Raw genomic sequence first — 19756 nt, 5'->3', positions numbered from 1 at the left:
CCCCGTTCTTCACGGGGAGAGGGTAAGGGTGAGGGGCAGCGCCGGCGCTGTTCAATATGGTGCCCATGAAGAAGATTTTGATCCTCGGCGGCACGACGGAAGCGCGCCAATTGGCCGGAAAACTGGTTGCGGATTTCCTCGTCACGCTGTCGCTGGCCGGCCGTACCGAAAGCCCGGTCGCGCAAGGTGTGCCGGTGCGCAGCGGCGGATTTGGCGGCGCCGATGGGCTGGCCGCCTATCTCAGGGAGGCGCGCATCGATCTGCTGATCGACGCCACGCATCCCTATGCCGCGCGGATTTCCGCCAACGCGGCGCAAGCCGCGCGCCTGACCGGCGTGCCGATCCTGGCGCTGCGCCGTCCCGGCTGGGAGCCTGTCGAGGGCGACCGCTGGACGCTGGTGGATACGGTGGGCGATGCCGTGCAAGCGCTTGGACCGGCGCCGCGCCGCGCCTTCCTGGCGCTCGGCCGGCAAGAGGTCGCAGCCTTCGAGGCCGCGCCCCAGCACCACTATCTCATCCGCAGCGTCGATCCGGTCGAGCCGAAACTGGCGGTGCCGGATGCGGCTTACCTGCTGGCGCGTGGGCCATTCCGCGAGGCGGATGAACGCGCGCTGCTCGAAAGCAAGCGCATTGATGTCGTCGTGTCCAAGAACAGCGGCGGCGAGGCGACCTATGGCAAGATCGCGGCGGCGCGGGCGCTCCGCATCGAGGTGGTCATGGTGCGCAGGCCCGCCCTGCCGGACGTGCCCTCCGCCAAAACCGTCGATGAGCTTGCCGCGATGATCGATCATGGTCTCGACCCCGTCGCGGAGCGCGGCGTGTAGACCAGCGCCGGCTTGTCGCCGCGCTTGATGATCCTTGTTTCCGGCGAGCCGATGATGATGCAAGTCGCCATATCGGCCTTTTCGGCCTCAACGTCGGCCAGCAGAAACACCTCGATGCGCTCGTCCGGGCGGCCGGCCGCGCGGCCGAAGATCACCGGCGTGGTGCCGGGCAGGATGGCGGTCAGGCATTCGAAGGCGCGGCCGAGCTGCCACGGGCGCGCCTTGCTGATCGGGTTGTAGAGCGCGATAACGAAGCCGGCGCCGGCCGCCGCCAAAAGACGCAGCTCGATCAGATCCCACGGCTTCAGATTGTCGGACAGCGAGATGGCGCAGAAATCATGACCGAGCGGCGCGCCGATGCGGGCCGCGACCGCCAGCATGGCGGTGACGCCAGGCACGACGGCGACATCGACCGCGTGCCATTCGGCCGGGCCGGCCTCGATCGCCTCGCAGACGGCCGCCGCCATGGCAAACACGCCAGGATCGCCGCCGGAGACGACAGCGACATCATGGCCCTCGGCAGCCTTGACCAGCGCGTCCTTGGAGCGGGCGAGTTCCTCGCGATTGTCGGAGGCGACGCGGGTCTGGTCAGGGCGCAAGTCGAGCCGGTCGAGGTAAGGCTTGTAGCCATAGAAGAATTTTGCTTCCGCCACGGCGCGACTGGCTTCCGGCGTGACCTGATCGGCATTGCCGGGTCCGAGGCCAATAACGGTGAGACGGCCGCTCATGGCTTGGCACCCATTCCCATAGCACCAGGCCGGCCGGACCAGCCGGCGACCAGCACGATGGCGAAGTAGGGTGCCTTGTCGTCCGGCTTGTCGGCGAGCCTCATCGAGACGCTGCCGGCCATGGTGCCGCGCTCGACATAGACAGCGCGGGTCAATTTGCCTGTCGCCTCCAGCGCCCGCCTGATCTTGGGCAGGTTGCGGCCGACCTTCATGATAACAGCGGCGTCGGTGTCGGCCAGCCGGCGAGTGAGTTCGAACTCGCTCATTGTTCCGGGCAAAACCGTCAGCACATCGTCGCCCTGGACGATCGGCACACCGGTCTGCGACCAGCATCCGGACATGGCGGTAACGCCGGGGATGACCTCGGTCGGGAAGCGATGGGCGAGGCGCACATGCAGATGCATGTAGGAGCCGTAGAACAGTGGATCACCTTCCGACAGCACCGCCACCATCCGGCCGGCCTCGAGGTGTTCGGCTACCTTTTCGGCCGACTGCTCGTAGAAATCGGTGATCTGCGAGCGGTAGTCGTCGTCGTCCTTGTCGATTTCGGTGGTGACGGGGTAGAGCAGCGGCAGTTCGAGCATATCCGGGCGGAAGCGCGCCTCGACGATGGCGCGGGCATTGCTGTTGTTGCCGCGCTTGGCGAAATAGGCGACGATATCGGCTTCGGCCAGGACGCGCGCGGCTTTCAGCGTCAGCAGTTCGGGGTCGCCGGGACCGGTGCCGATGCCGACAAGGCGGCCTTTGGGAAGCGCGTTCACAGGCCGGGCCTCGCCAGCGAATTGAGGGCGGCAGCGGTCATCGCGCTGCCGCCGAGACGGCCGCGCACGATGGCGTAGGGCACGCCATAAGAATTCTCGGCCAATGCATCCTTGGATTCGGCCGCGCCGACAAAGCCGACCGGCATGCCGATGATGGCCGCCGGCTTCGGCGCGCCGTCGCGCAGTTTTTCCAGGAGATAGAACAGCGCCGTCGGCGCGTTGCCGATGGCCACAACCGAACCGGCCATCCGTTCGCCCCACAGGTCGATCGCGGCGGCCGAGCGGGTGTTGCCGATGTCTTTGGCAATGTCGTGCGTGCGCGGGTCGCGCAGCGTGCAGATCACCTCGTTGCCGGCGGGCAGCCGGGCGCGGGTGACGCCATGCGAGACCATTTCCGCATCGCAGAAGATCGGCGCACCGGCCGCCAAGGCGGCACGGGCGGCCACGACGAAGTCGGGTGAGAAAACAAAATGACTTGATGCTTCGACCTGGCCGCAGGCATGGATCATGCGGATGGCGACATCGGCCTCGGCTTCGGAAAAGCGCGACAGATCGGCCTCGGCGCGGATGATCGCGAAGGAGCGCTCGTAGATCGCGTTGCCGTCACGGATGTAGTCGTAGGCGGCCATGCTCATTCCCTGTCGGTAGGTTTCGGCGATTGCCGCCGGCCCGAGCCTTGTCAGACAAGCGGCGGCGGTTTCGCCCTGAAATCGTGCGCTGCGGATCGCTGCTGCGACGCAACTGACGCCGCGCGCGGCGTCATAGCCCGGCCTGTAGCCCGCAGGAAGGGCCTTTGCCGTCGCGTTCACGACAAGTCCGGCTCCGTTTTCGCCGCCGACGATTGTTAGCGCCGCCGCGCCGGGGTGTGCGCAGCCCTTGGCACAACCGGAAATGTGCAGGGTGAAGTCGAGGATATCGGCGTTTTCGGCGGCGATGGTTTCGGCGATGTCGCGCGTGGCGATCTGGCCGGAGGCGCAGGCAGGAGTGCCGGGGCAGGCGGCAATGCGGGTGCGGGGGTCGGTGGCGGAGGTGACGAAACTGAGGGCGGCAGCGGTGGTTTGGAGGAGGTGGTTTACGGCTGGTGGTTGGCCGAGGAAGAGCAAGGCACGGCCGGGAGCGAGGCGAATTTCGGTGGCGCCGAGGCTCGAGGCTTGGCTGGCGAGGTCACTAAGGTTTTGGGCCGGCATGCTGCCGAAAGGCAGGCCGATGCCGAGAGCGGTGGCGTCGTCGGTTATGGGGAAAAGACCGATGGGACTGCTGATCTCCCCCCTTGCGGGGGAGATGTCCGGCAGGACAGAGGGGGGTGTGACGGAGTGCCAAGCTGCAAGAGAGGCCAACTGTCTTTGCGATAAATCCCGAGCGTGCGCCTCGCGGCCTTTTTCGGCGACCATCCTCAGTGCAGCGACGGCGATATCTCTCGCGACATCCGCATCGACCTTCGCCAATACCTTCGCGTTTCGACCGTCGCCTCCAACCGACACAGCCCACACGACGCCATCGCCGGCCCGCACCGCCTTCAGCCTGACATCGGCCGTCACCCCATCCATCGTCAGCTGCCCGCCACCATCGACAACCACCGAAACCTTCGGCCCAAGCCGTTGCGTCAGCCCGGCATCCTCAACCGCCATCCTGATCCGCTCAGCCAGCGCCCGTGGATCGGTAACCTCCTGTGGATCGATGCCCGCCAGCGGCCCGGTCTCGACCGGCACGCCGATGCGCACCGCAATGCCCAGCGCGTCCACCTCCGCCGCCAGCAGGGCTGCGCTTTCCGCAGTCAGCCCGCGGATCTGCAGGCTGCCGCGCGCCGTCACCTCCATGATGCCGTTGCCGTGCCGCAGGGCGGATTCGCAGAGTCCGATCAACAGCTTCGGCGACAAACCTCTGGCAACCGGATTGAGCCTGACCAGCAGGCCGTCGCCGGTCTGCATCGGCGCCGACAAAGCCGGACAGGCGCCACGCCTTGAGAAGGCGTTCATGCCGCGACCCCGAGCGCCTCGGCCTCGGCGATCAGCGCGGCAAGATCGTCGTCGACGGAATTGCGCAAGGGATGCCAGAGGCCACGTCTGCGCGCCGACAGGAAGCGTTCGGCGATCACTTTGGCGGCAGCGGGGTTTTCGCGCAGGATGAAGGCGCGCACCTCAGGATCGCCGACATAAGCGTCATGCACGGCCTCGATCAGCGCGCCCGAAATGGCGTGTGTGGTTTCGGCAAAGCCGATGAGGCGGTCGACCGTCTCGGCGAATTCGGAAGCGCCGCGCGGGCCGTGGCGCATCTGGCCCGATATAAACCGCGCGTTGACCGCTCGTGCCCGAACCACCCGCGATACGGCTTCGCTCACCGAGCGCGGTTTAGGTTTCTGCGGATCCGTCGTGTCGAGCACGATCACGTCGGCATTCCTGCCCAGCGCTGCCAATGCGGCCGAAAAGCCGCCGATGAAGGCGACATCAGCGGAGCCTTCGAGAATGTCGCGGCCGGGGTCGTCGCCGGTGTGGACGAGAAGATCGGCCTCGGCGATGCGGGTCTCGAACGCGCCGGGCGAGGCGGTGCCTTCGCCCTCGGCGCCGCCATAGGCATGCGATGTGGCATCGAGATAGGCGCGGCCGATTTCTTCGCGCGCGCCCCAGTCGCCGCTCGACAAAAGGTCCTCGACGCCGGCGCCGTAGGTGCCGGGCGAGGTGCCGAAGATGCGCGGGCTGAGCTTGCCGTCGGCGCGGGTCTTTGCGGCGAGCGGGTTTTCCGAATCGTCCTCGTCGCGCGCGGCAACGGCGTTGGCGGCGGCATCGATCAGCGCGATCTGGGTCGGGAACATGTCGCGGAACAGGCCTGAAATCCGCCAAGTGACGTCGACACGCGGGCGGCCGAGGGCGGCCGGAGGCAGCACCTCGATGCCGGTGATGCGGCCTGTTGCAGAATCCCATTGCGGCCGGCAGCCCATCAGCGCCAGCCCTTGCGCTATTTCCTCGCCGCCGGTGCGCAGCGACGCCGAGCCCCAGAGGTCGATGACCAGCGAGCGCGGCCAGTCGCCATGCGATTGCATGTAGCCGCGCACCACTTCTTCCGCCGCCGCTCGGCCCAGATCATAGGCGGTCGGCGTCGGCATGGTGCGCGGGTCGGAGGTGAACAGGTTGCGGCCAGTGGGCAGCACATCGGAGCGACCACGCGCCGGCGCGCCAGCCGGACCAGCCTTGACGTGGCGGCCATCCAGCGCGGCAAGCAGCGCCGACTTCTCGGCAGCAACGCTTTGCAGGCGCATGGCATCTGGTTCGTCGTCGGGTGCCCGGCCGTAGATATGCAGACCGTCCTTGATGGCGAAATCCTTGAGGTCGCAAAGCCAGGCATCGATACGGCGCAGCGCTTCATCGGGCGCGTCGGTCTTGGCGACACCGGCTTCGGAGGCAAGGCCGGTCTTTCGCGCGGTGTCGACGATCAGTTTTGCGAGGCGGTCGCGGCGGCGGCGGTCGAGGCCGTCGGCCTGAGCGTATTCGTCGACCAGGCGTTCCAGTTTGTGCTGTTCCTCGTCAAGGCCGGCGCCGGTCAGCGGCGGCGGCAAATGGCCAAGGGTGACGGCGGCGATGCGCCGCTTGGCTTGTGCTGCTTCGCCCGGATTGGAAACGATGAAGGGGTAGATGACGGGCAGCGGGCCGGTGACGATCTCGGGAAAGCAGGCTTGCGACAGCGCGACCGTCTTGCCGGGCAGCCATTCCAGCGTGCCGTGCGCGCCGACATGGATGAGAGCATGGATGCCGAGCGATTTGCGCAGCCACAGGCCGAAGGCGAGCAGGGCGTGGCGTGGCGGCAGCGTCGGGTCGTGGTAGTCGGCACGACGGTCAGCCGAGCGCCCGCGGTCGGGGGCAAGTGCGACGGTGATGTTGCCGAAGGTCGCGGCGCGGAAGGGGAAGTGCTTTTTGCTTGATAGCGAAGGTTGGCGTTCTGTCACGCCCCCCTCTGTCCTGCCGGACATCTCCCCCACTTGGGGGGAGATTGAGCCGTCATCTGCGCTTTCGCCAATCGCTGACATTGCAGGAAGGGAGCCGCCAACGGAACTGCTGATCTCCCCCCAAGTGGGGGAGATGTCCGGCAGGACAGAGGGGGGCGCCTCGCGCAAACCCGTCTCTTCAGCCTTTCCCCAAGCTGCTTCTACTTTGGCAATTGCCTCAGCAGGCAAATCCTTGGAGAGCCCGAGATACTCCCCCAACCCCAACCCATCATCACTCCGCTCCAACGCATCCAGCAGCGCGCGCGGTGATTGCGGAATCCCTTCAACCGCATAGCCCTGCTCCTTCAGGTCATGCAGCATGGCCAGCACGCTCGACGGCACATCCAGGCCCACGGCATAGCCGGTGCGGCCAGGCGCGCTTGGGTAATCCGGGATCAGTATGGCGAACTTGCGCGCCGCGCGAGCCGTCTCCTGCAGGCGAATAAACGCCGCTACCCTATCCGCCACCTGCGCCACGCGATCCGGTTCCGGCCGGTTGGCGAAGGCGCGGTGGCCGAGTGCGGGGTCGGTCTCGCTTTCGCCCTTGAAGGAAATCGCGCCGGCAAGGATGCGGCCGTCGAGTTCGGGCAGCACGACATGCATGGCAAGGTCGGCGGGCGCTAGGCCGCGCTGGTTGTTGTCCCAGACGTCGCGGCGAGTGGTGGCGACGATGACCTGGAAGACGGGCACGCCGGCGCGGTCAAACAGGGTTTCCACGCCGGGCTCGGCACCGGAAGCGAAGGCGGTGGCTGTGATGATGGCGGCGGGTTTGAGCGAGGCCAGCGCGGTTTCGACGAAGGCGAGGGAGGTGGCGTCTTTCAGGCTGGAGACGAAGATCGGGACCGGGGTGATACCGCGCTGGCGAAGGGCATCAAAGAGGGCATCGATGGGCGCGACATCGGCAGCCAGCAGCATTGAGCGGTAGAAGAGGATGGGCACGACAGCTGCGGCGTCTCCCTCCCCCTCGAGGGGAGGGTGGCCCGCAGGGCCGGGTGGGGTCGGTACGACTGGGTTCGACGTTTCTTTCTGTCGCCGCGCTTCAGAAAGTCGGCGCACTTCACCGGCGACCCCACCCCCGGCCTGCGGCCGGACCCTCCCCTCAAGGGGGAGGGGGACGACGCCGCGGCCTGGCTCGTAGTAGCCGGCTTTCGGCACCGCGACCGGCTCGGCCGCCACCACATTGTACCCGGCCAGCCCCGCCAGCCGCTGCATCAGCGCTGTCATATTCTCCGGGCCGCCCTCGCGGAAATAATCAAGCAAGGCGTCCAGTTCCTCACGCGGCAGCGTCGAGGCTTCGATCAGGCGCAGGTCCTCGTCGTGGCTTTCGCCGGGCAGCAGGGCGAGTTTGATGCCCCGCTCTCGGGCGATTGCTGCAAGCTGGTCGCAGCCGTAGCGCCACCAGTCGTAGCCGCCGAGGATGCGCACCAAAATCATCTTGGCGTGGCGAGCGACGCTGTCGACCCAGAGGTCGACGGACATGGGGTGGCGCAGGTCGCGGAGCGCCGCCAATCGCATCGAGGGCAGGCGGCCGGCATCAGCCTTCCATGCGGCCGCCAGCCCGGCGAGGTCGCTATCGGTGAAGGACAGCGCCACAATATCCGCCGGCGTCTGCCTGAGATCGACCGGCTCGGCGAGATCGTCGAGCGAGGCGGATGTCGTGGTGAGGATGTGCATCGCGGCTCGTGCCTGAGATCAGCCGGCGAGTATACGCTCGATCGCCGGGCGGTTCAGCCCCTTGAGGCCAATGACGACGAGGCGCGAGCGGCGGTCGTCCTCGGCCGTCCAGGCGCGGTCATAGTAATGGTTGACGCGCGGGCCGACGGCCTGCAGCAAAAGCCGCATCGGCTTGCCGCCGACATCGACGAAGCCTTTCACGCGCAGCACATTCTCCTCTTCGGCAATGGTGGTGACGCGCTTTGCCAGTTCGTCGGGATTGGCGATCGAGGGAATGTCGACGATGAAGGTGTCGAAGTCGTCGTGCTCGTGGTCGAAAGCGCCGTCATGGTGCGACTTGCGGTTCTCGATGTCGTCCTCGACGGCGAGGCCGAGGCCCAGCAGGATCGAGGGATCGACCTTGCCATGCGCGGTCGCCACGATTTTTACGGCGCGGGCGGAATGCTCATTGATGATGGCGTTGGCGCGGGCCGAACCGGCTGAATCCATCAGGTCGCTCTTCGATAGGATGATCAGGTCGGCGCAGGCGATCTGGTCCTCGAAGACTTCCTCGACTGGATCGTCGTGATCGAGCGTCTCATCCTGAACACGCTGTGCCTGCAGGGCGTCCATGTCGTTGGCGACGCGGCCTTCGGCCAGTGCCGGGCCGTCGACCACGGCGATGACGCCGTCGACCGTCACGCGGCTCTTCACGCTCGGCCACTGGAAAGCCTGGACCAGCGGCTTGGGCAAAGCCAGCCCTGAGGTCTCGATCAGGATGTGGTCGACCTTCGGCGTCAGCGCCAGGATCTGGTCGAGGGCCGGCACGAAATCGTCGGCGACGGTGCAGCAGATGCAGCCATTGGCCAGCTCAACGATGTTTTCCTCCGGGCAGGTGTCGATGCCGCAGCCTTTCAGGATTTCGCCGTCGATGCCGATGTCGCCGAACTCGTTGACGATGATGGCAATGCGCTTGCCGCCGGCGTTTTCCAGGAGATGACGGACCAGCGTCGTTTTGCCGGCGCCGAGAAAGCCGGTGACGACGGTGCAGGGAACACGGGAGAGATTGCCGGCCGGATTTGGAGCGTTCATGGTCAGTCCTTCAACATGTCGAGGGGTGGGATGCGGGCAACGAGGCCGCGCTTGAGGCTATCGGGCCGGCCGCGCCAGGGGATGAGGCCGTCGGTCGAGGTGGCGAAGAGTTTTGCGCCGGTGACGAGGTCGGCGCCGCTGGTCGTGGTCAGGTCGCCGAAGACATAGCTCCAGCAGCCATCGCGCAGGATCGCGGCGCTGAGCCGACGCTTGCAATTGCCGAGGCATTCGACGGTGCGGACACGGATGTCGCCGGCAGCGGCGCGGCGCGTGTCCTCAGCCAGCAATTCGCCAGCGCGGGGATGGGCGTCTGAGCCGGTCTCGTCGCGGCAGGAGGCGCAGACGATGACGGTGACGCCGACCAAGGCGTCGCTATCGGCGGACGAAATATCCGCTGTGCCAGCCGAAAAACTGCTGTTCTGGTCCAAAAACCGGGCTCCTTGCCCGGAAACCCGCCAGGCGATCGGATTCTTCTGTCGCAGACGGCAGGTCTCCTGGCTCGCGGGTCATCGCCTTGGTAGCCGCCTTCCCGGTGTTACCCAGTGGCTTTCGGCCTTGGCTCGTCGCTTACAGTTGCGGGGACAGCCGCGGATTTGGGATTTTGTCCCGCACCGCATTCCCTCTTGGCCCCAGCCGTTGCGGGCAGGGGACCGTCTGCAGCGGATTTAGGCTTTTGCGGGCAGTACTGTCAACGCACGGCTACGACATGGCAATGTCGGCCAAAGGCTGTCCCAAATCGCCGGCCGGCGTCACTTCGATGCGCTCGAGGCCAAGCCAGCCCTGCATCTGCTTCAATTCCTCGAAGAGTTGTGCGGCGGTCTCAGGTGGCGCTTTGGGTTCGGCATAAGCCGCGTGGACGCGCAGCACGCTGGCGGGACGGTCGGCTTTGAGGTCGACGCGCCCCACGATCCGGTCGCCGAGCAGAAAGGGCAGGACATAATAGCCGTATTGGCGCTTTTCGGCCGGGGTGTAGATCTCGATGCGGTAGTGGAAATCGAACAGACGCTCGCTGCGCGAACGCTCGAAGACGACGGGGTCGAACGGCGCCAGCAAGGCGCGGGCTTCGATTTTTCGCGGCAGGCGGGCGTCCTTGTGGAGGTAAGCCGGCTTGTCCCAGCCTTCGACGCGCACCGGCAAAAGCTCGCCCGTCTCGACCAGTTCCTCCAGCCGGCCCTTCATGTCGGCCGGCGACAGGCGGAAATAGTCGCGCAAATCGCCAGATGTCGCGATGCCGTGGGCGCGGGCGGAAATGCGCAGCAACTCGCGGTGCGCGTCCTCGGCCGCCGGCACCGGCAGATCGAGGATCGCCTGCGGCAGCACGCGCTCGGGCAGGTCGTAGAAGCGCTCGAAGCCGCGACGGTGGGCCGTGGTGATACGGCCGGCCCAGAACAGCCACTCGAAGGCATGCTTGGCATGGCTCCAGCCCCACCAGCCGCCCGAGCCCTTCTGGCCTTCGAGCGCCGAAGCGGCGATCGGACCGCGCTCGGCGACCGCGCGGTAGATCTCCTCGATATAGGCGGCGTGCTCGCGGCCCCATTTGGCGAGGCCGAGATACATTTCGTCGCCGCTCTCGGCACGCTGCATGCGCCAGCGCATCAGCGGCCAGGTCTCGACCGGCAGAAACGAGGCCTCATGCGCCCAATATTCGAACACCGCGCGCTTGCGGGTGATGGCGGCATTGTCGAGCAAAGCCAGCGGGTAGGGGCCAAGGCGCGAATAGAGCGGCATATAGTGGGCGCGCACCACGGCGCTGACGGAATCGATCTGCAGCAGGCCGGTGCGCGAGAGCACCCGGGCGAGGTGGCGGCGATCGGGTGTGCCGCCCGGGCGGGGGTCGGTAAAACCCTGCGCGGCCAGTGCGATCCGCCTGGCCGTGGCGAGCGATATTTTGTCCTTCATCAAGATGCCTTTGCCCTGGTCCTGTTCGCGCATTTTTAGCCGGTGATTCCGACCATGCTAGCAGGCGAATGGCGGGAGACATGTCAGGAGACAAAAGTGGAGTAAAAGGTGAAGGAAATCAAACAGGAGCGGATCGGACCAGTTTTTCCCGACCTGCCGTCCAGCACTGCGTTTTGAACAAGGTTTGACTTGCTTCGCCGAAAGCCCTGCGCTAACCCTCGCCGCGTTGCAGCATAGGCACCTAAAACGGTTCAGCGGTTAAACTGTCACGCTTCCGCATTAGGGTTGGTTGCTGTAATCAAAGTGGATTGGCCGCCAACGGAAAGCCGCAGCATGAACGCACTGCTCAGTTCGTACCTGCCCATCGTCCTCTTCATCGCCGTGGCGGCAGTCGTCGGCCTGGCGCTTATCATCGCGCCGTTCCTGGTGGCCTACCGCAATCCCGACCCGGAAAAGCTTTCCGCCTATGAGTGCGGCTTCAACTCTTTCGACGATGCCCGCATGAAATTCGACATCCGCTTCTACCTAGTGTCGATCCTGTTCATCATCTTCGATCTGGAAGTGGCCTTCCTGTTCCCGTGGGCGGTGTCGTTCTCGAAGATCGGCATGCTCGGTTTCTGGTCGATGATGGTGTTTTTGGCGGTGCTGACCATCGGCTTCGCCTATGAATGGAAAAAAGGAGCGCTGGAATGGGATTGAACGACAGTTCCGGCACACTCGTCGCGCCGAAGCCCAAGGGCCTGATCGACCCCAATACCGGACGTCCGGTCGGTTCTGACGATCCGTTCTTCCTCGAGATCAACAATGAACTCGCCGACAAGGGGTTTCTGGTCACCTCGACCGAGGCGCTGATCACCTGGGCGCGCAGCGGCTCGCTGATGTTCATGACGTTCGGTCTGGCGTGCTGCGCCGTCGAGATGATCCACACCTCGATGCCGCGCTACGATTCGGAGCGCTTTGGTGTTGCGCCGCGCGCGTCGCCGCGCCAGTCCGACATCATGATCGTCGCGGGAACGCTGACCAACAAGATGGCGCCGGCGCTGCGCAAGGTCTACGACCAGATGCCGGAGCCGCGCTACGTCATCTCGATGGGCTCTTGCGCCAATGGTGGCGGCTACTACCACTATTCCTATTCGGTGGTGCGCGGCTGCGACCGCATCGTGCCGGTCGACATCTATGTGCCCGGCTGCCCGCCGAGCGCCGAAGCGCTGCTCTACGGCATTCTTCTGCTGCAGAAGAAAATCCGCCGCACCGGCACGATCGAACGGTAAATCCATGGCCGCATCCCTTAGCGAACTGTCGACCTATCTCGGCGAAAAGCTGCCGGGCCGCGTCAAAGACGCGGTGCTGGCCTATGGTGAGCTCGGCATTTCCGTCGAGCCCGGCGACCTGATCGACGTGGCGACCTTCTTGCGCGACGATCCACGCTGCCAGTTCATCTCGATCATCGATGTCTGCGGCGCCGACTATCCGTCACGGATCAAGCGCTTCGATGTCGTCTATCATCTGTTGTCTCCGAAGCAGAATTTGCGCATCCGCATCAAGGTCCAGGCCGACGAAGAGACGCTGGTGCCGTCGCTGACATCAGTCTATCCCGGCGCCGACTGGTATGAGCGCGAGACCTACGATCTCTATGGCGTCCTGTTCTCCGGCCATCCGGATCTGCGCCGCATCCTCACGGATTACGGCTTCGAGGGTCACCCGCTGCGCAAGGATTTCCCGCTGACCGGTTTCGTCGAAGTCCGCTACGACGACGAGGCCAAGCGCGTGATCTACGAGCCGGTGGAATTGAAGCAGGAATTCCGCAATTTCGATTTTCTTTCCCCGTGGGAGGGCACCGACTACGTGCTGCCCGGGGACGAAAAAGCCAAGACGAATTGAGGCGCCAGAATGGCCGAAACCTCCGTCCGCAATTTTAACATTAACTTTGGACCTCAACACCCTGCGGCGCATGGTGTTTTGAGGTTGGTGCTTGAGTTGGACGGTGAGGTCGTGGATCGCGTCGATCCGCATATCGGCCTGCTGCATCGCGGCACCGAAAAGCTGATCGAGCACAAGACCTATCTGCAGGCCGTACCTTATCTCGACCGGCTCGACTATTGCGCGCCGATGAACCAGGAACATGCCTTCGCGCTCGCTGCCGAGCGGCTGCTCGGTATAGAGGTGCCGAAGCGTGGGCAACTGATCCGCGTGCTCTATTGCGAGATCGGCCGCATCATGTCGCACATCCTCAATGTGACGACGCAGGCGCTCGACATCGGCGCGCTGACGCCGCCGCTGTGGGGCTTCGTCGAACGTGAAAAGCTGATGGTGTTTTATGAGCGGGCTTCCGGCTCGCGCATGCATGCCGCCTATTTCCGCCCCGGCGGCGTGCACCAGGACCTGCCGGCGAAGCTGGTCGAGGACATCGGCAAGTGGATCGATCCGTTCCTGAAGTCGCTCAACGATCTCGACAAGCTGCTTACCGGCAACCGCATCTTCAAGCAGCGCAATGTCGATATCGGCACGGTGTCGCTGGCCGATGCCTGGGCCTGGGGTTTTTCCGGCGTCATGGTGCGCGGTTCGGGCGCTGCCTGGGATTTGCGCAAGTCGCAGCCCTATGAATGCTATTCCGAAATGGATTTCGATATCCCGATCGGCAAGAACGGCGACTGCTATGACCGTTACCTCGTGCGCATGGAAGAAATGCGCCAGTCGGCCAAGATCATGCGCCAGTGCGTCGACCTCTTGCTCGGCAAGGAAAGCGCCGGACCGGTGTCGAACCTCGACGGCAAGGTGGTGCCGCCCAAGCGCCAGGCGATGAAGCGCTCGATGGAAGCGCTGATCCATCATTTCAAGCTCTACACCGAGGGCTATCGCGTGCCGGCCGGCGAGGTCTATGCCGCCGTCGAGGCGCCGAAAGGCGAGTTCGGCGTCTATCTCGTCTCCGACGGTACCAACAAGCCGTACCGCTGCAAGCTGCGCGCGCCGGGCTTCGCGCATCTGCAGGCCATGGACTTCCTTTGCCGCGGCCACATGTTGGCCGACGTCACCGCCGTTCTCGGCTCCCTCGACATCGTGTTTGGTGAGGTCGATCGCTAAATGTCAGTCCGCCGTCTCGCAGAAGCCAGCGTCCAGCCAGCCACCTTCGCCTTCAACCGGGCGAATGCGGCGGTGGCCAAGCAATGGATCAAGAAATACCCCAAGGGCCGCGAGCAGTCGGCGATCATTCCCTTGCTGATGATCGCGCAGGAGCAGGAAGGCTGGGTCACCAAGGCGGCGATCGAGACGATTTCCGACATGCTCGGCATGCCGCGCATCCGTGGGCTCGAGGTCGCGACCTTCTACACGCAGTACCAGCTCAATCCGGTCGGCACGCGCGCGCATATCCAGGTCTGTGGCACCACGCCCTGCATGCTGCGCGGCTCGGAAGCGCTGATGGATGTGTGCCGCTCGAAGATCCACCACGACCAGTTCCACACCAACGACAAGGGCACGCTGTCGTGGGAAGAGGTCGAGTGCCTCGGCGCCTGCGTCAACGCGCCGATGGTGATGGTCTTCAAGGATACGTTCGAGGATCTGACGCCGGAACGGCTGGCCGAAATCATCGATCTCTACGATGCGGGCAAGGGTGCCACGGTTCCCACGGGACCGCAGAATGGCCGCACCGGCTCGGAGCCGGCCCCCGGCCTGACGACGCTGAAGAGCGAAAAGGCGATCCTCAAGGCGACGCGCGACAAGGAAGCCAAGGCGGCGACCAAGGCTGCCAAAGCGGCGCCAGCCGCAGTTGCGCCGGCCGCTACGGTTTCGCAGGCGCCGGCCGCAGCGCCGGTTGCGCCGTCCAAGGCCGGCAAGCCAAAGACCGATGCTCCAGAGACCAGTCCGGCCCTGAAGTCGCCATCGCCGGTCAAGGTCGCGCCCGAGGTGGAAAAAGCAGCGAGCGTTGCCGCACCGCTGCATTCGGCTGCCAATGCCAATGTGGCTGCGCCGGAAGTCGAGGAGGTCTCGAAACAGCGTAGCGGCCCCAGGAACAAAGCCGAGCCGGCGACTGCCTTCAAGGCGCCGGAAGTCAAGATTCCAGCCGCCAAGCCGGCAAAACCGTCGCTCGAAGACAAGAACCGTCCCGCTGGCATCGACAGGCCGGTCGCGGTCGATGATCTCAAGCTGATCTCAGGCGTCGGTCCGAAGATCGAGGGCATCCTGCACACTCTGGGCATCTTCACCTTCGCGCAGGTCGCTTCGTGGAAGAAGGCCGAGCGCGACTGGATGGACGGCTATCTCGCCTTCAGTGGCCGCATCGACCGCGACGACTGGGTCGGCCAAGCCAAGGCGCTCGCCAAGGGCGGCGTCGCCGAATACATCCGCGTCTTCGGCAAGAAGCCGGTCTGAGGGACGAAACATGCTTCAGGATCAAGACCGCATCTTCAACAACATCTACGGCCTCTTCGACAAGTCGCTGGCCGGCGCCATGGCGCGCGGCGCCTGGGACAACACGCCCGGCATCATCGCCAAGGGGCGCGAATGGATCGTCAACGAAATGAAGGCGTCGGGCCTGCGCGGCCGTGGCGGCGCCGGCTTCCCGACTGGACTGAAATGGTCGTTCATGCCCAAGCAGAGTGACGGAAGGCCGAGCTATCTCGTTGTTAATGCCGACGAATCCGAGCCCGGCACGTGCAAGGACCGCGACATATTGCGCAACGATCCGCACACGCTGGTCGAGGGCTCGTTCATTGCCGGCTTCGCCATGGGCGCGGTCGCCGCCTACATCTATGTGCGCGGCGAGTTCGTCAGGGAGCGCGAGGCGCTGCAGCGCGCCATCGATGAGGCCTATGAGGCCAAGCTGATCGGCAAGAACAACACGTCCGGCTACGATTTCGACATCTACATGCATCACGGCGCCGGCGCCTATATTTGTGGCGAGGAAACCGCACTTCTGGAAAGCCTCGAAGGCAAAAAAGGCCAGCCGCGGCTGAAGCCGCCATTCCCGGCCAATGTCGGCTTGTACGGTTGTCCGACAACCGTGAACAATGTCGAGTCGATCGCGGTGGCCCCGACCATTCTGCGCCGTGGTGCGGCCTGGTTCTCGTCCTTCGGCCGGCCCAACAATGTCGGCACCAAGCTGTTTTGCATCTCCGGTCACGTCAACAATCCGTGCACCGTCGAAGAGGCGATGTCGATCCCGTTCCGCGAGCTGATCGAGACGCATTGCGGCGGCATTCGCGGCGGCTGGGACAATCTGCTTGCGGTCATTCCGGGTGGCGCTTCGGTGCCGCTGGTGCCGGCAGAACAGATCATCGATGCGCCGATGGATTTCGACGCGCTTCGCGACCTCAAATCGGGCCTCGGCACGGCGGCTGTCATCGTCATGGACAAGTCGACCGATATCGTGAAGGCGATCGCCAGGCTTTCCTATTTCTACAAGCATGAGAGCTGCGGCCAGTGCACGCCGTGCCGCGAAGGCACCGGCTGGATGTGGCGGGTGATGGAGCGGCTGGTGCGCGGCGAGGCGCAGAAGCGCGAGATCGACATGCTGCTCGACGTGACCAAGCAGGTGGAAGGCCATACGATCTGCGCGCTGGGCGACGCGGCGGCATGGCCGATCCAGGGCTTGATGCGGCATTTCCGCGGCGAGGTGGAGCGGCGCATCGACGAGTTTTCGCGCAACGCGCACCGGGCCGAGCCGGTGATGGTGGCAGCGGAATAGATTTGAAATACGGGCGTGAAGCCCGGGACTGACATATCGGGGCGGGGCAGACGAAGAAACGACCAGGAGATTTCTATGGCGCCGTATTCGAACCCTTTGATGCCCAAATTGGATGAACTTGAGAAGATGAACCAGGATTTGACCAGGATGATGCCGAAGGAGATCGCCAGCGCCGTCAACCTTCTCGCGCATCCTGTCGCCGGTGTTGCCGCCATGTCGGCGCTTGGCTTCGGCCTCGCCAACCATGCCTTTGGCGTGTGGCTTGGCGCATGGTCGGGTGCTGTCGAGACATCGCAGCGGATTTTCCAGCCGATCATCGACGATTTCGAGCAGCGCGCTGAGCGTTATTCGGAGACCGCCCCCGCCACCAAGGCGCGCGCGGCGACCAAAACCCTGATCGCCGAGGCGCAGACCTTCGCCCAGGACGTGACCGATATTGCCGCCCGCACCGTCGATGCCGAGCCGGAGAAGGCGGATCCGGTCGCCGAAGACGCCACGACCGGATTGATGCCGGAGGATTTCAGGCAGCCCAAGACGATAGCGCGTCCGTCCAAGCCGTCTGATCTCAAGGCGATAGCGGGCGTCGGGCCGAAGCTGGAAAAGGTGCTGAACGGCCTCGGCATCTGGACCTTTGCCCAGATCGCGGCATGGACGCCGGAAGAGATCGCCTGGGTCGAGGATTACCTGTCGCTCAAGGGCCGCGTCGGCCGCGACGAGTGGACCCGCCAGGCAGCGGCGCTGACGCTCGCCGCCAAGGCGAAGAGGTAGGGGGCAGGCATGGATGTCCACGACAGGAGCGAAGTTCTCGATGTGCGCAATGCCATCGTCAGCAACTCCAGATTTGACGATGTGAACCTGTCGAACACGCAGTTTCACAACGTGAACCTGTCGGCCGTCCTGGTGGAAGACGCGAACCTCTCGAACGCGTTTTTCAGCAATGTGAATATGAGCAATTTGAAGATAGAAAACGCTGAACTCGCCGGCATGATGATCAATGGCATCAGGTTGAGCGATCTGTTTCAGGGATATGAGACGGCGCAGACCGCCGGGGGCAATTGATGGCAAAGCTCAAGGTCGACGGGAAAGAGATCACTGTACCCGACCACTATACGCTGCTGCAGGCGGCCGAGGACGCCGGCGCGGAAGTGCCGCGCTTCTGCTTCCATGAGCGGCTGTCGATCGCCGGCAATTGCCGCATGTGCCTGATCGAGGTGAAGGGCGGGCCGCCCAAGCCGCAGGCTTCCTGCGCCATGGGCGTGCGCGACCTGCGCCCCGGCCCGAACGGCGAGCCGCCGGAAATCTTCACCAACACGCCGATGGTCAAGAAGGCCCGGGAAGGCGTGATGGAGTTCCTGCTGATCAACCATCCGCTGGATTGCCCGATCTGCGACCAGGGCGGCGAGTGCGACCTGCAGGACCAGGCAATGGCCTTCGGCGTCGATTCCTCGCGCTATCACGAGAACAAGCGCGCGGTCGAAGACAAGTATATCGGCCCGCTGGTCAAGACGGTGATGAACCGCTGCATCCACTGCACGCGCTGCGTCCGCTTCACCACGGAAGTCGCCGGCATTTCCGAGCTCGGCCTGATCGGCCGCGGCGAGGACGCCGAGATCACCACCTATCTCGAAAGCGCGATGACCTCGGAGCTGCAGGGCAATGTCATCGATCTCTGCCCGGTCGGCGCGCTGACCTCGAAGCCTTTCGCCTTCCAGGCGCGGCCGTGGGAGCTGACCAAGACCGAATCCATTGACGTCATGGACGCCGTCGGCTCGGCGATCCGCGTTGATAGCCGCGGCCGCGAAGTGATGCGCATCCTGCCGCGCGTCAACGAAGCGGTGAACGAGGAGTGGATTTCCGACAAGACCCGCTTCATCTGGGATGGGCTGCGTACGCAGCGCCTCGACCGCCCCTATGTGCGCAAGGACGGCAAGCTGGCGCCCGCCAGCTGGGCCGAAGCCTTCGCGGCAATCAAGGATGCGGTGTCGAAGGCTGCGCCCGAGAAGATCGGCGCCATTGCCGGCGATCTCGCTGCGGTCGAAGAGATCTACGCATTGAAGCAGCTTATGGCTGCGCTGGGCTCGAAGAACATCGACTGCCGCCAGGATGGCGCCGCACTCGATCCGGCGCTTGGCCGCGCCAGCTATATCTTCAATCCGACCATCGAAGGCATCGAGCAGGCGGACGCGGTGCTGATCATCGGCGCCAATCCGCGCTTCGAGGCTTCGGTGCTCAACGCCCGCATCCGCAAGCGCTGGCGCATCGGCAATCTGCCGGTCGGCGTCATCGGCGAAGTCGGCGACACACGCTACGACTATGAACAGCTGGGCGCCGGTCCGGAATCGCTGAAAGATCTGGCCGACGGCAATGGCAAGTTCTTCCAGGCTCTGAAGAAGGCGACGCATCCGCTGATCATCGTCGGCCAGGGCGCACTCGCGCGCGCCGATGGCTCTGCGGTCCTCGGCCAGGCAGCGAAGCTCGCCGCTGCCGTCAACGCTGCCCGCGCCGACTGGAACGGCTTTGCCGTGCTGCACAATGCGGCCGCCCGTGTCGGCGGCCTCGATGTCGGCTTCGTGCCGGGCGAGGGCGGCAAGAATGTCGCCGGCATGCTCGGCGCGAGCGATGTGCTGTTCCTGCTCGGCGCCGACGAGATCGACATGTCGAAGACCGGCGGCGCTTTCGTCGTCTATGTCGGCACGCATGGCGACGCCGGCGCGCACCGCGCCAATGTCATCCTGCCGGGCGCGGCCTATACCGAAAAGTCCGGCACCTATGTCAACACCGAGGGACGCGTGCAGCAGACCAACCGCGCCGGCTTCGCGCCGGGCGATGCGCGCGAGGACTGGGCGATTCTCAGGGCACTGTCGGATGTGCTCGGCAAGAAGCTGCCGTTCGATTCGCTGCAGCAGCTGCGCGCCAAGCTCTATGGCGAATACCCGCACCTCGCCCGCATCGATCATGTCGAGGCCGGTAACGCCGACGACATCGCCAAGGTGGCGAAGCTCGGCGGGCGGCTGAACAAGGGCACTTTCACCTCGCCGGTCACGGACTTCTATCTGACCAACCCGATCGCGCGGGCGTCGGCCGTGATGGCTGAGTGCTCGGCGCTGGCGAAAAACGGCTTCAGGCAGGCGGCAGAGTAG

At 64.9% G+C, this 19756-nt stretch carries 17 protein-coding genes, 1 pseudogene and 1 riboswitch; of the genes and pseudogenes, 10 read left to right on the top strand and 8 right to left on the bottom strand.

Annotated features, from left to right (window positions below):
* The first annotated feature begins 65 nt into the window (after positions 1-65).
* Positions 66-824 carry a cobalt-precorrin-6A reductase gene (locus tag AC1D1L_RS30655; RefSeq protein WP_477345090.1) on the top strand — a complete coding sequence of 253 codons (759 nt, stop codon included), beginning with the start codon at positions 66-68 and terminating at the stop codon, positions 822-824.
* Here the strand turns inward: AC1D1L_RS30655 and AC1D1L_RS30650 are convergent.
* The 8 genes and pseudogenes from AC1D1L_RS30650 to AC1D1L_RS30615 all read right to left on the bottom strand — a co-directional run bounded on the left by AC1D1L_RS30650 (position 788) and on the right by AC1D1L_RS30615 (position 10933).
* Positions 788-1552: a precorrin-3B C(17)-methyltransferase gene (locus AC1D1L_RS30650; RefSeq protein ID WP_477345089.1), complete on the bottom strand. Its 765-nt coding sequence runs from the start codon at positions 1550-1552 to the stop codon at positions 788-790. The genes AC1D1L_RS30655 and AC1D1L_RS30650 overlap by 37 nt on opposite strands.
* Positions 1549-2313 (bottom strand): precorrin-2 C(20)-methyltransferase, encoded by a 765-nt coding sequence (locus AC1D1L_RS30645; protein ID WP_352584078.1) that lies wholly within the window; start codon positions 2311-2313, stop codon positions 1549-1551. The genes AC1D1L_RS30650 and AC1D1L_RS30645 overlap by 4 nt, the downstream gene beginning before the upstream one ends.
* Positions 2310-2942: a precorrin-8X methylmutase gene (locus tag AC1D1L_RS30640; RefSeq protein WP_477345130.1), complete on the bottom strand. Its 633-nt coding sequence runs from the start codon at positions 2940-2942 to the stop codon at positions 2310-2312. The genes AC1D1L_RS30645 and AC1D1L_RS30640 overlap by 4 nt, the downstream gene beginning before the upstream one ends.
* Positions 2943-4289, bottom strand: a pseudogene (gene cobG, locus AC1D1L_RS30635) (precorrin-3B synthase); the annotation flags it as partial.
* A complete protein-coding gene (locus tag AC1D1L_RS30630) occupies positions 4286-7963 on the bottom strand; it encodes a cobaltochelatase subunit CobN (protein WP_477345088.1) in 3678 nt (1225 codons plus the stop codon). The pseudogene cobG and the gene AC1D1L_RS30630, both read right to left, overlap by 4 nt.
* 18 nt (positions 7964-7981) lie before the next feature.
* Positions 7982-9034, bottom strand: a complete 1053-nt coding sequence (cobW, locus tag AC1D1L_RS30625; RefSeq protein WP_477345087.1) for a cobalamin biosynthesis protein CobW — start codon at positions 9032-9034, stop codon at positions 7982-7984.
* A 2-nt stretch (positions 9035-9036) separates the two neighbouring features.
* On the bottom strand, positions 9037-9462 hold the full coding sequence (locus AC1D1L_RS30620; RefSeq protein ID WP_477345086.1) for a DUF1636 family protein: 426 nt from the start codon (positions 9460-9462) through the stop codon (positions 9037-9039).
* Positions 9463-9501: 39 nt separating this feature from the next.
* Positions 9502-9704, bottom strand: a riboswitch (cobalamin riboswitch).
* A 29-nt stretch (positions 9705-9733) separates the two neighbouring features.
* Positions 9734-10933, bottom strand: a complete 1200-nt coding sequence (locus AC1D1L_RS30615; RefSeq protein ID WP_477345128.1) for a winged helix-turn-helix domain-containing protein — start codon at positions 10931-10933, stop codon at positions 9734-9736.
* A 333-nt stretch (positions 10934-11266) separates the two neighbouring features.
* On the opposite strand from AC1D1L_RS30615, the gene AC1D1L_RS30610 reads away from it, so the two are divergent.
* From AC1D1L_RS30610 to nuoG, 9 genes are all read left to right on the top strand, one after another.
* Positions 11267-11632, top strand: a complete 366-nt coding sequence (locus tag AC1D1L_RS30610; RefSeq protein WP_112394699.1) for an NADH-quinone oxidoreductase subunit A — start codon at positions 11267-11269, stop codon at positions 11630-11632.
* Complete coding sequence (locus AC1D1L_RS30605) at positions 11623-12204, top strand: NuoB/complex I 20 kDa subunit family protein (protein ID WP_023670824.1); 582 nt, start codon at positions 11623-11625, stop codon at positions 12202-12204. Before AC1D1L_RS30610 ends, AC1D1L_RS30605 begins: the two co-directional genes overlap by 10 nt.
* Before the next feature lie 4 nt (positions 12205-12208).
* Positions 12209-12814 (top strand): NADH-quinone oxidoreductase subunit C, encoded by a 606-nt coding sequence (locus AC1D1L_RS30600; RefSeq protein WP_436260520.1) that lies wholly within the window; start codon positions 12209-12211, stop codon positions 12812-12814.
* Positions 12815-12823: 9 nt separating this feature from the next.
* Positions 12824-14014, top strand: a complete 1191-nt coding sequence (locus tag AC1D1L_RS30595; protein WP_477345085.1) for an NADH-quinone oxidoreductase subunit D — start codon at positions 12824-12826, stop codon at positions 14012-14014.
* Entirely contained in the window at positions 14015-15301 is a 1287-nt protein-coding gene (locus tag AC1D1L_RS30590) for an NADH-quinone oxidoreductase subunit E (RefSeq protein ID WP_477345084.1), read from the top strand.
* A 10-nt stretch (positions 15302-15311) separates the two neighbouring features.
* A complete protein-coding gene (nuoF, locus tag AC1D1L_RS30585; RefSeq protein ID WP_112565109.1) occupies positions 15312-16616 on the top strand; it encodes an NADH-quinone oxidoreductase subunit NuoF in 1305 nt (434 codons plus the stop codon).
* A 75-nt stretch (positions 16617-16691) separates the two neighbouring features.
* Positions 16692-17384, top strand: coding sequence for an NADH-ubiquinone dehydrogenase (locus tag AC1D1L_RS30580; protein WP_477345083.1), 693 nt, complete (start codon positions 16692-16694; stop codon positions 17382-17384).
* A gap of 9 nt (positions 17385-17393) precedes the next feature.
* Entirely contained in the window at positions 17394-17675 is a 282-nt protein-coding gene (locus AC1D1L_RS30575) for a pentapeptide repeat-containing protein (protein ID WP_477345082.1), read from the top strand.
* A complete protein-coding gene (gene nuoG, locus AC1D1L_RS30570) occupies positions 17675-19756 on the top strand; it encodes an NADH-quinone oxidoreductase subunit NuoG (protein WP_477345081.1) in 2082 nt (693 codons plus the stop codon). The genes AC1D1L_RS30575 and nuoG overlap by 1 nt, the downstream gene beginning before the upstream one ends.

The sequence above is a fragment of the Mesorhizobium sp. P2_D6 genome (assembly GCF_056404315.1).
This window is presented reverse-complemented; position numbering and strand designations above follow the sequence as displayed.

Coding starts and splice junctions, on each gene's coding strand:
- AC1D1L_RS30630 (WP_477345088.1), bottom strand. CDS start 7,963: ATGCACATCCTCACCACGACATCCGCCTCGCTCGACGATCTCGCCGAG.
- AC1D1L_RS30575 (WP_477345082.1), top strand. CDS start 17,394: ATGGATGTCCACGACAGGAGCGAAGTTCTCGATGTGCGCAATGCCATC.
- nuoG (WP_477345081.1), top strand. CDS start 17,675: ATGGCAAAGCTCAAGGTCGACGGGAAAGAGATCACTGTACCCGACCAC.
- AC1D1L_RS30650 (WP_477345089.1), bottom strand. CDS start 1,552: ATGAGCGGCCGTCTCACCGTTATTGGCCTCGGACCCGGCAATGCCGAT.
- AC1D1L_RS30655 (WP_477345090.1), top strand. CDS start 66: ATGAAGAAGATTTTGATCCTCGGCGGCACGACGGAAGCGCGCCAATTG.
- cobW (WP_477345087.1), bottom strand. CDS start 9,034: ATGAACGCTCCAAATCCGGCCGGCAATCTCTCCCGTGTTCCCTGCACC.
- AC1D1L_RS30595 (WP_477345085.1), top strand. CDS start 12,824: ATGGCCGAAACCTCCGTCCGCAATTTTAACATTAACTTTGGACCTCAA.
- AC1D1L_RS30590 (WP_477345084.1), top strand. CDS start 14,015: ATGTCAGTCCGCCGTCTCGCAGAAGCCAGCGTCCAGCCAGCCACCTTC.
- AC1D1L_RS30640 (WP_477345130.1), bottom strand. CDS start 2,942: ATGGCCGCCTACGACTACATCCGTGACGGCAACGCGATCTACGAGCGC.
- nuoF (WP_112565109.1), top strand. CDS start 15,312: ATGCTTCAGGATCAAGACCGCATCTTCAACAACATCTACGGCCTCTTC.
- AC1D1L_RS30615 (WP_477345128.1), bottom strand. CDS start 10,933: ATGAAGGACAAAATATCGCTCGCCACGGCCAGGCGGATCGCACTGGCC.
- AC1D1L_RS30580 (WP_477345083.1), top strand. CDS start 16,692: ATGGCGCCGTATTCGAACCCTTTGATGCCCAAATTGGATGAACTTGAG.
- AC1D1L_RS30605 (WP_023670824.1), top strand. CDS start 11,623: ATGGGATTGAACGACAGTTCCGGCACACTCGTCGCGCCGAAGCCCAAG.
- AC1D1L_RS30600 (WP_436260520.1), top strand. CDS start 12,209: ATGGCCGCATCCCTTAGCGAACTGTCGACCTATCTCGGCGAAAAGCTG.
- AC1D1L_RS30610 (WP_112394699.1), top strand. CDS start 11,267: ATGAACGCACTGCTCAGTTCGTACCTGCCCATCGTCCTCTTCATCGCC.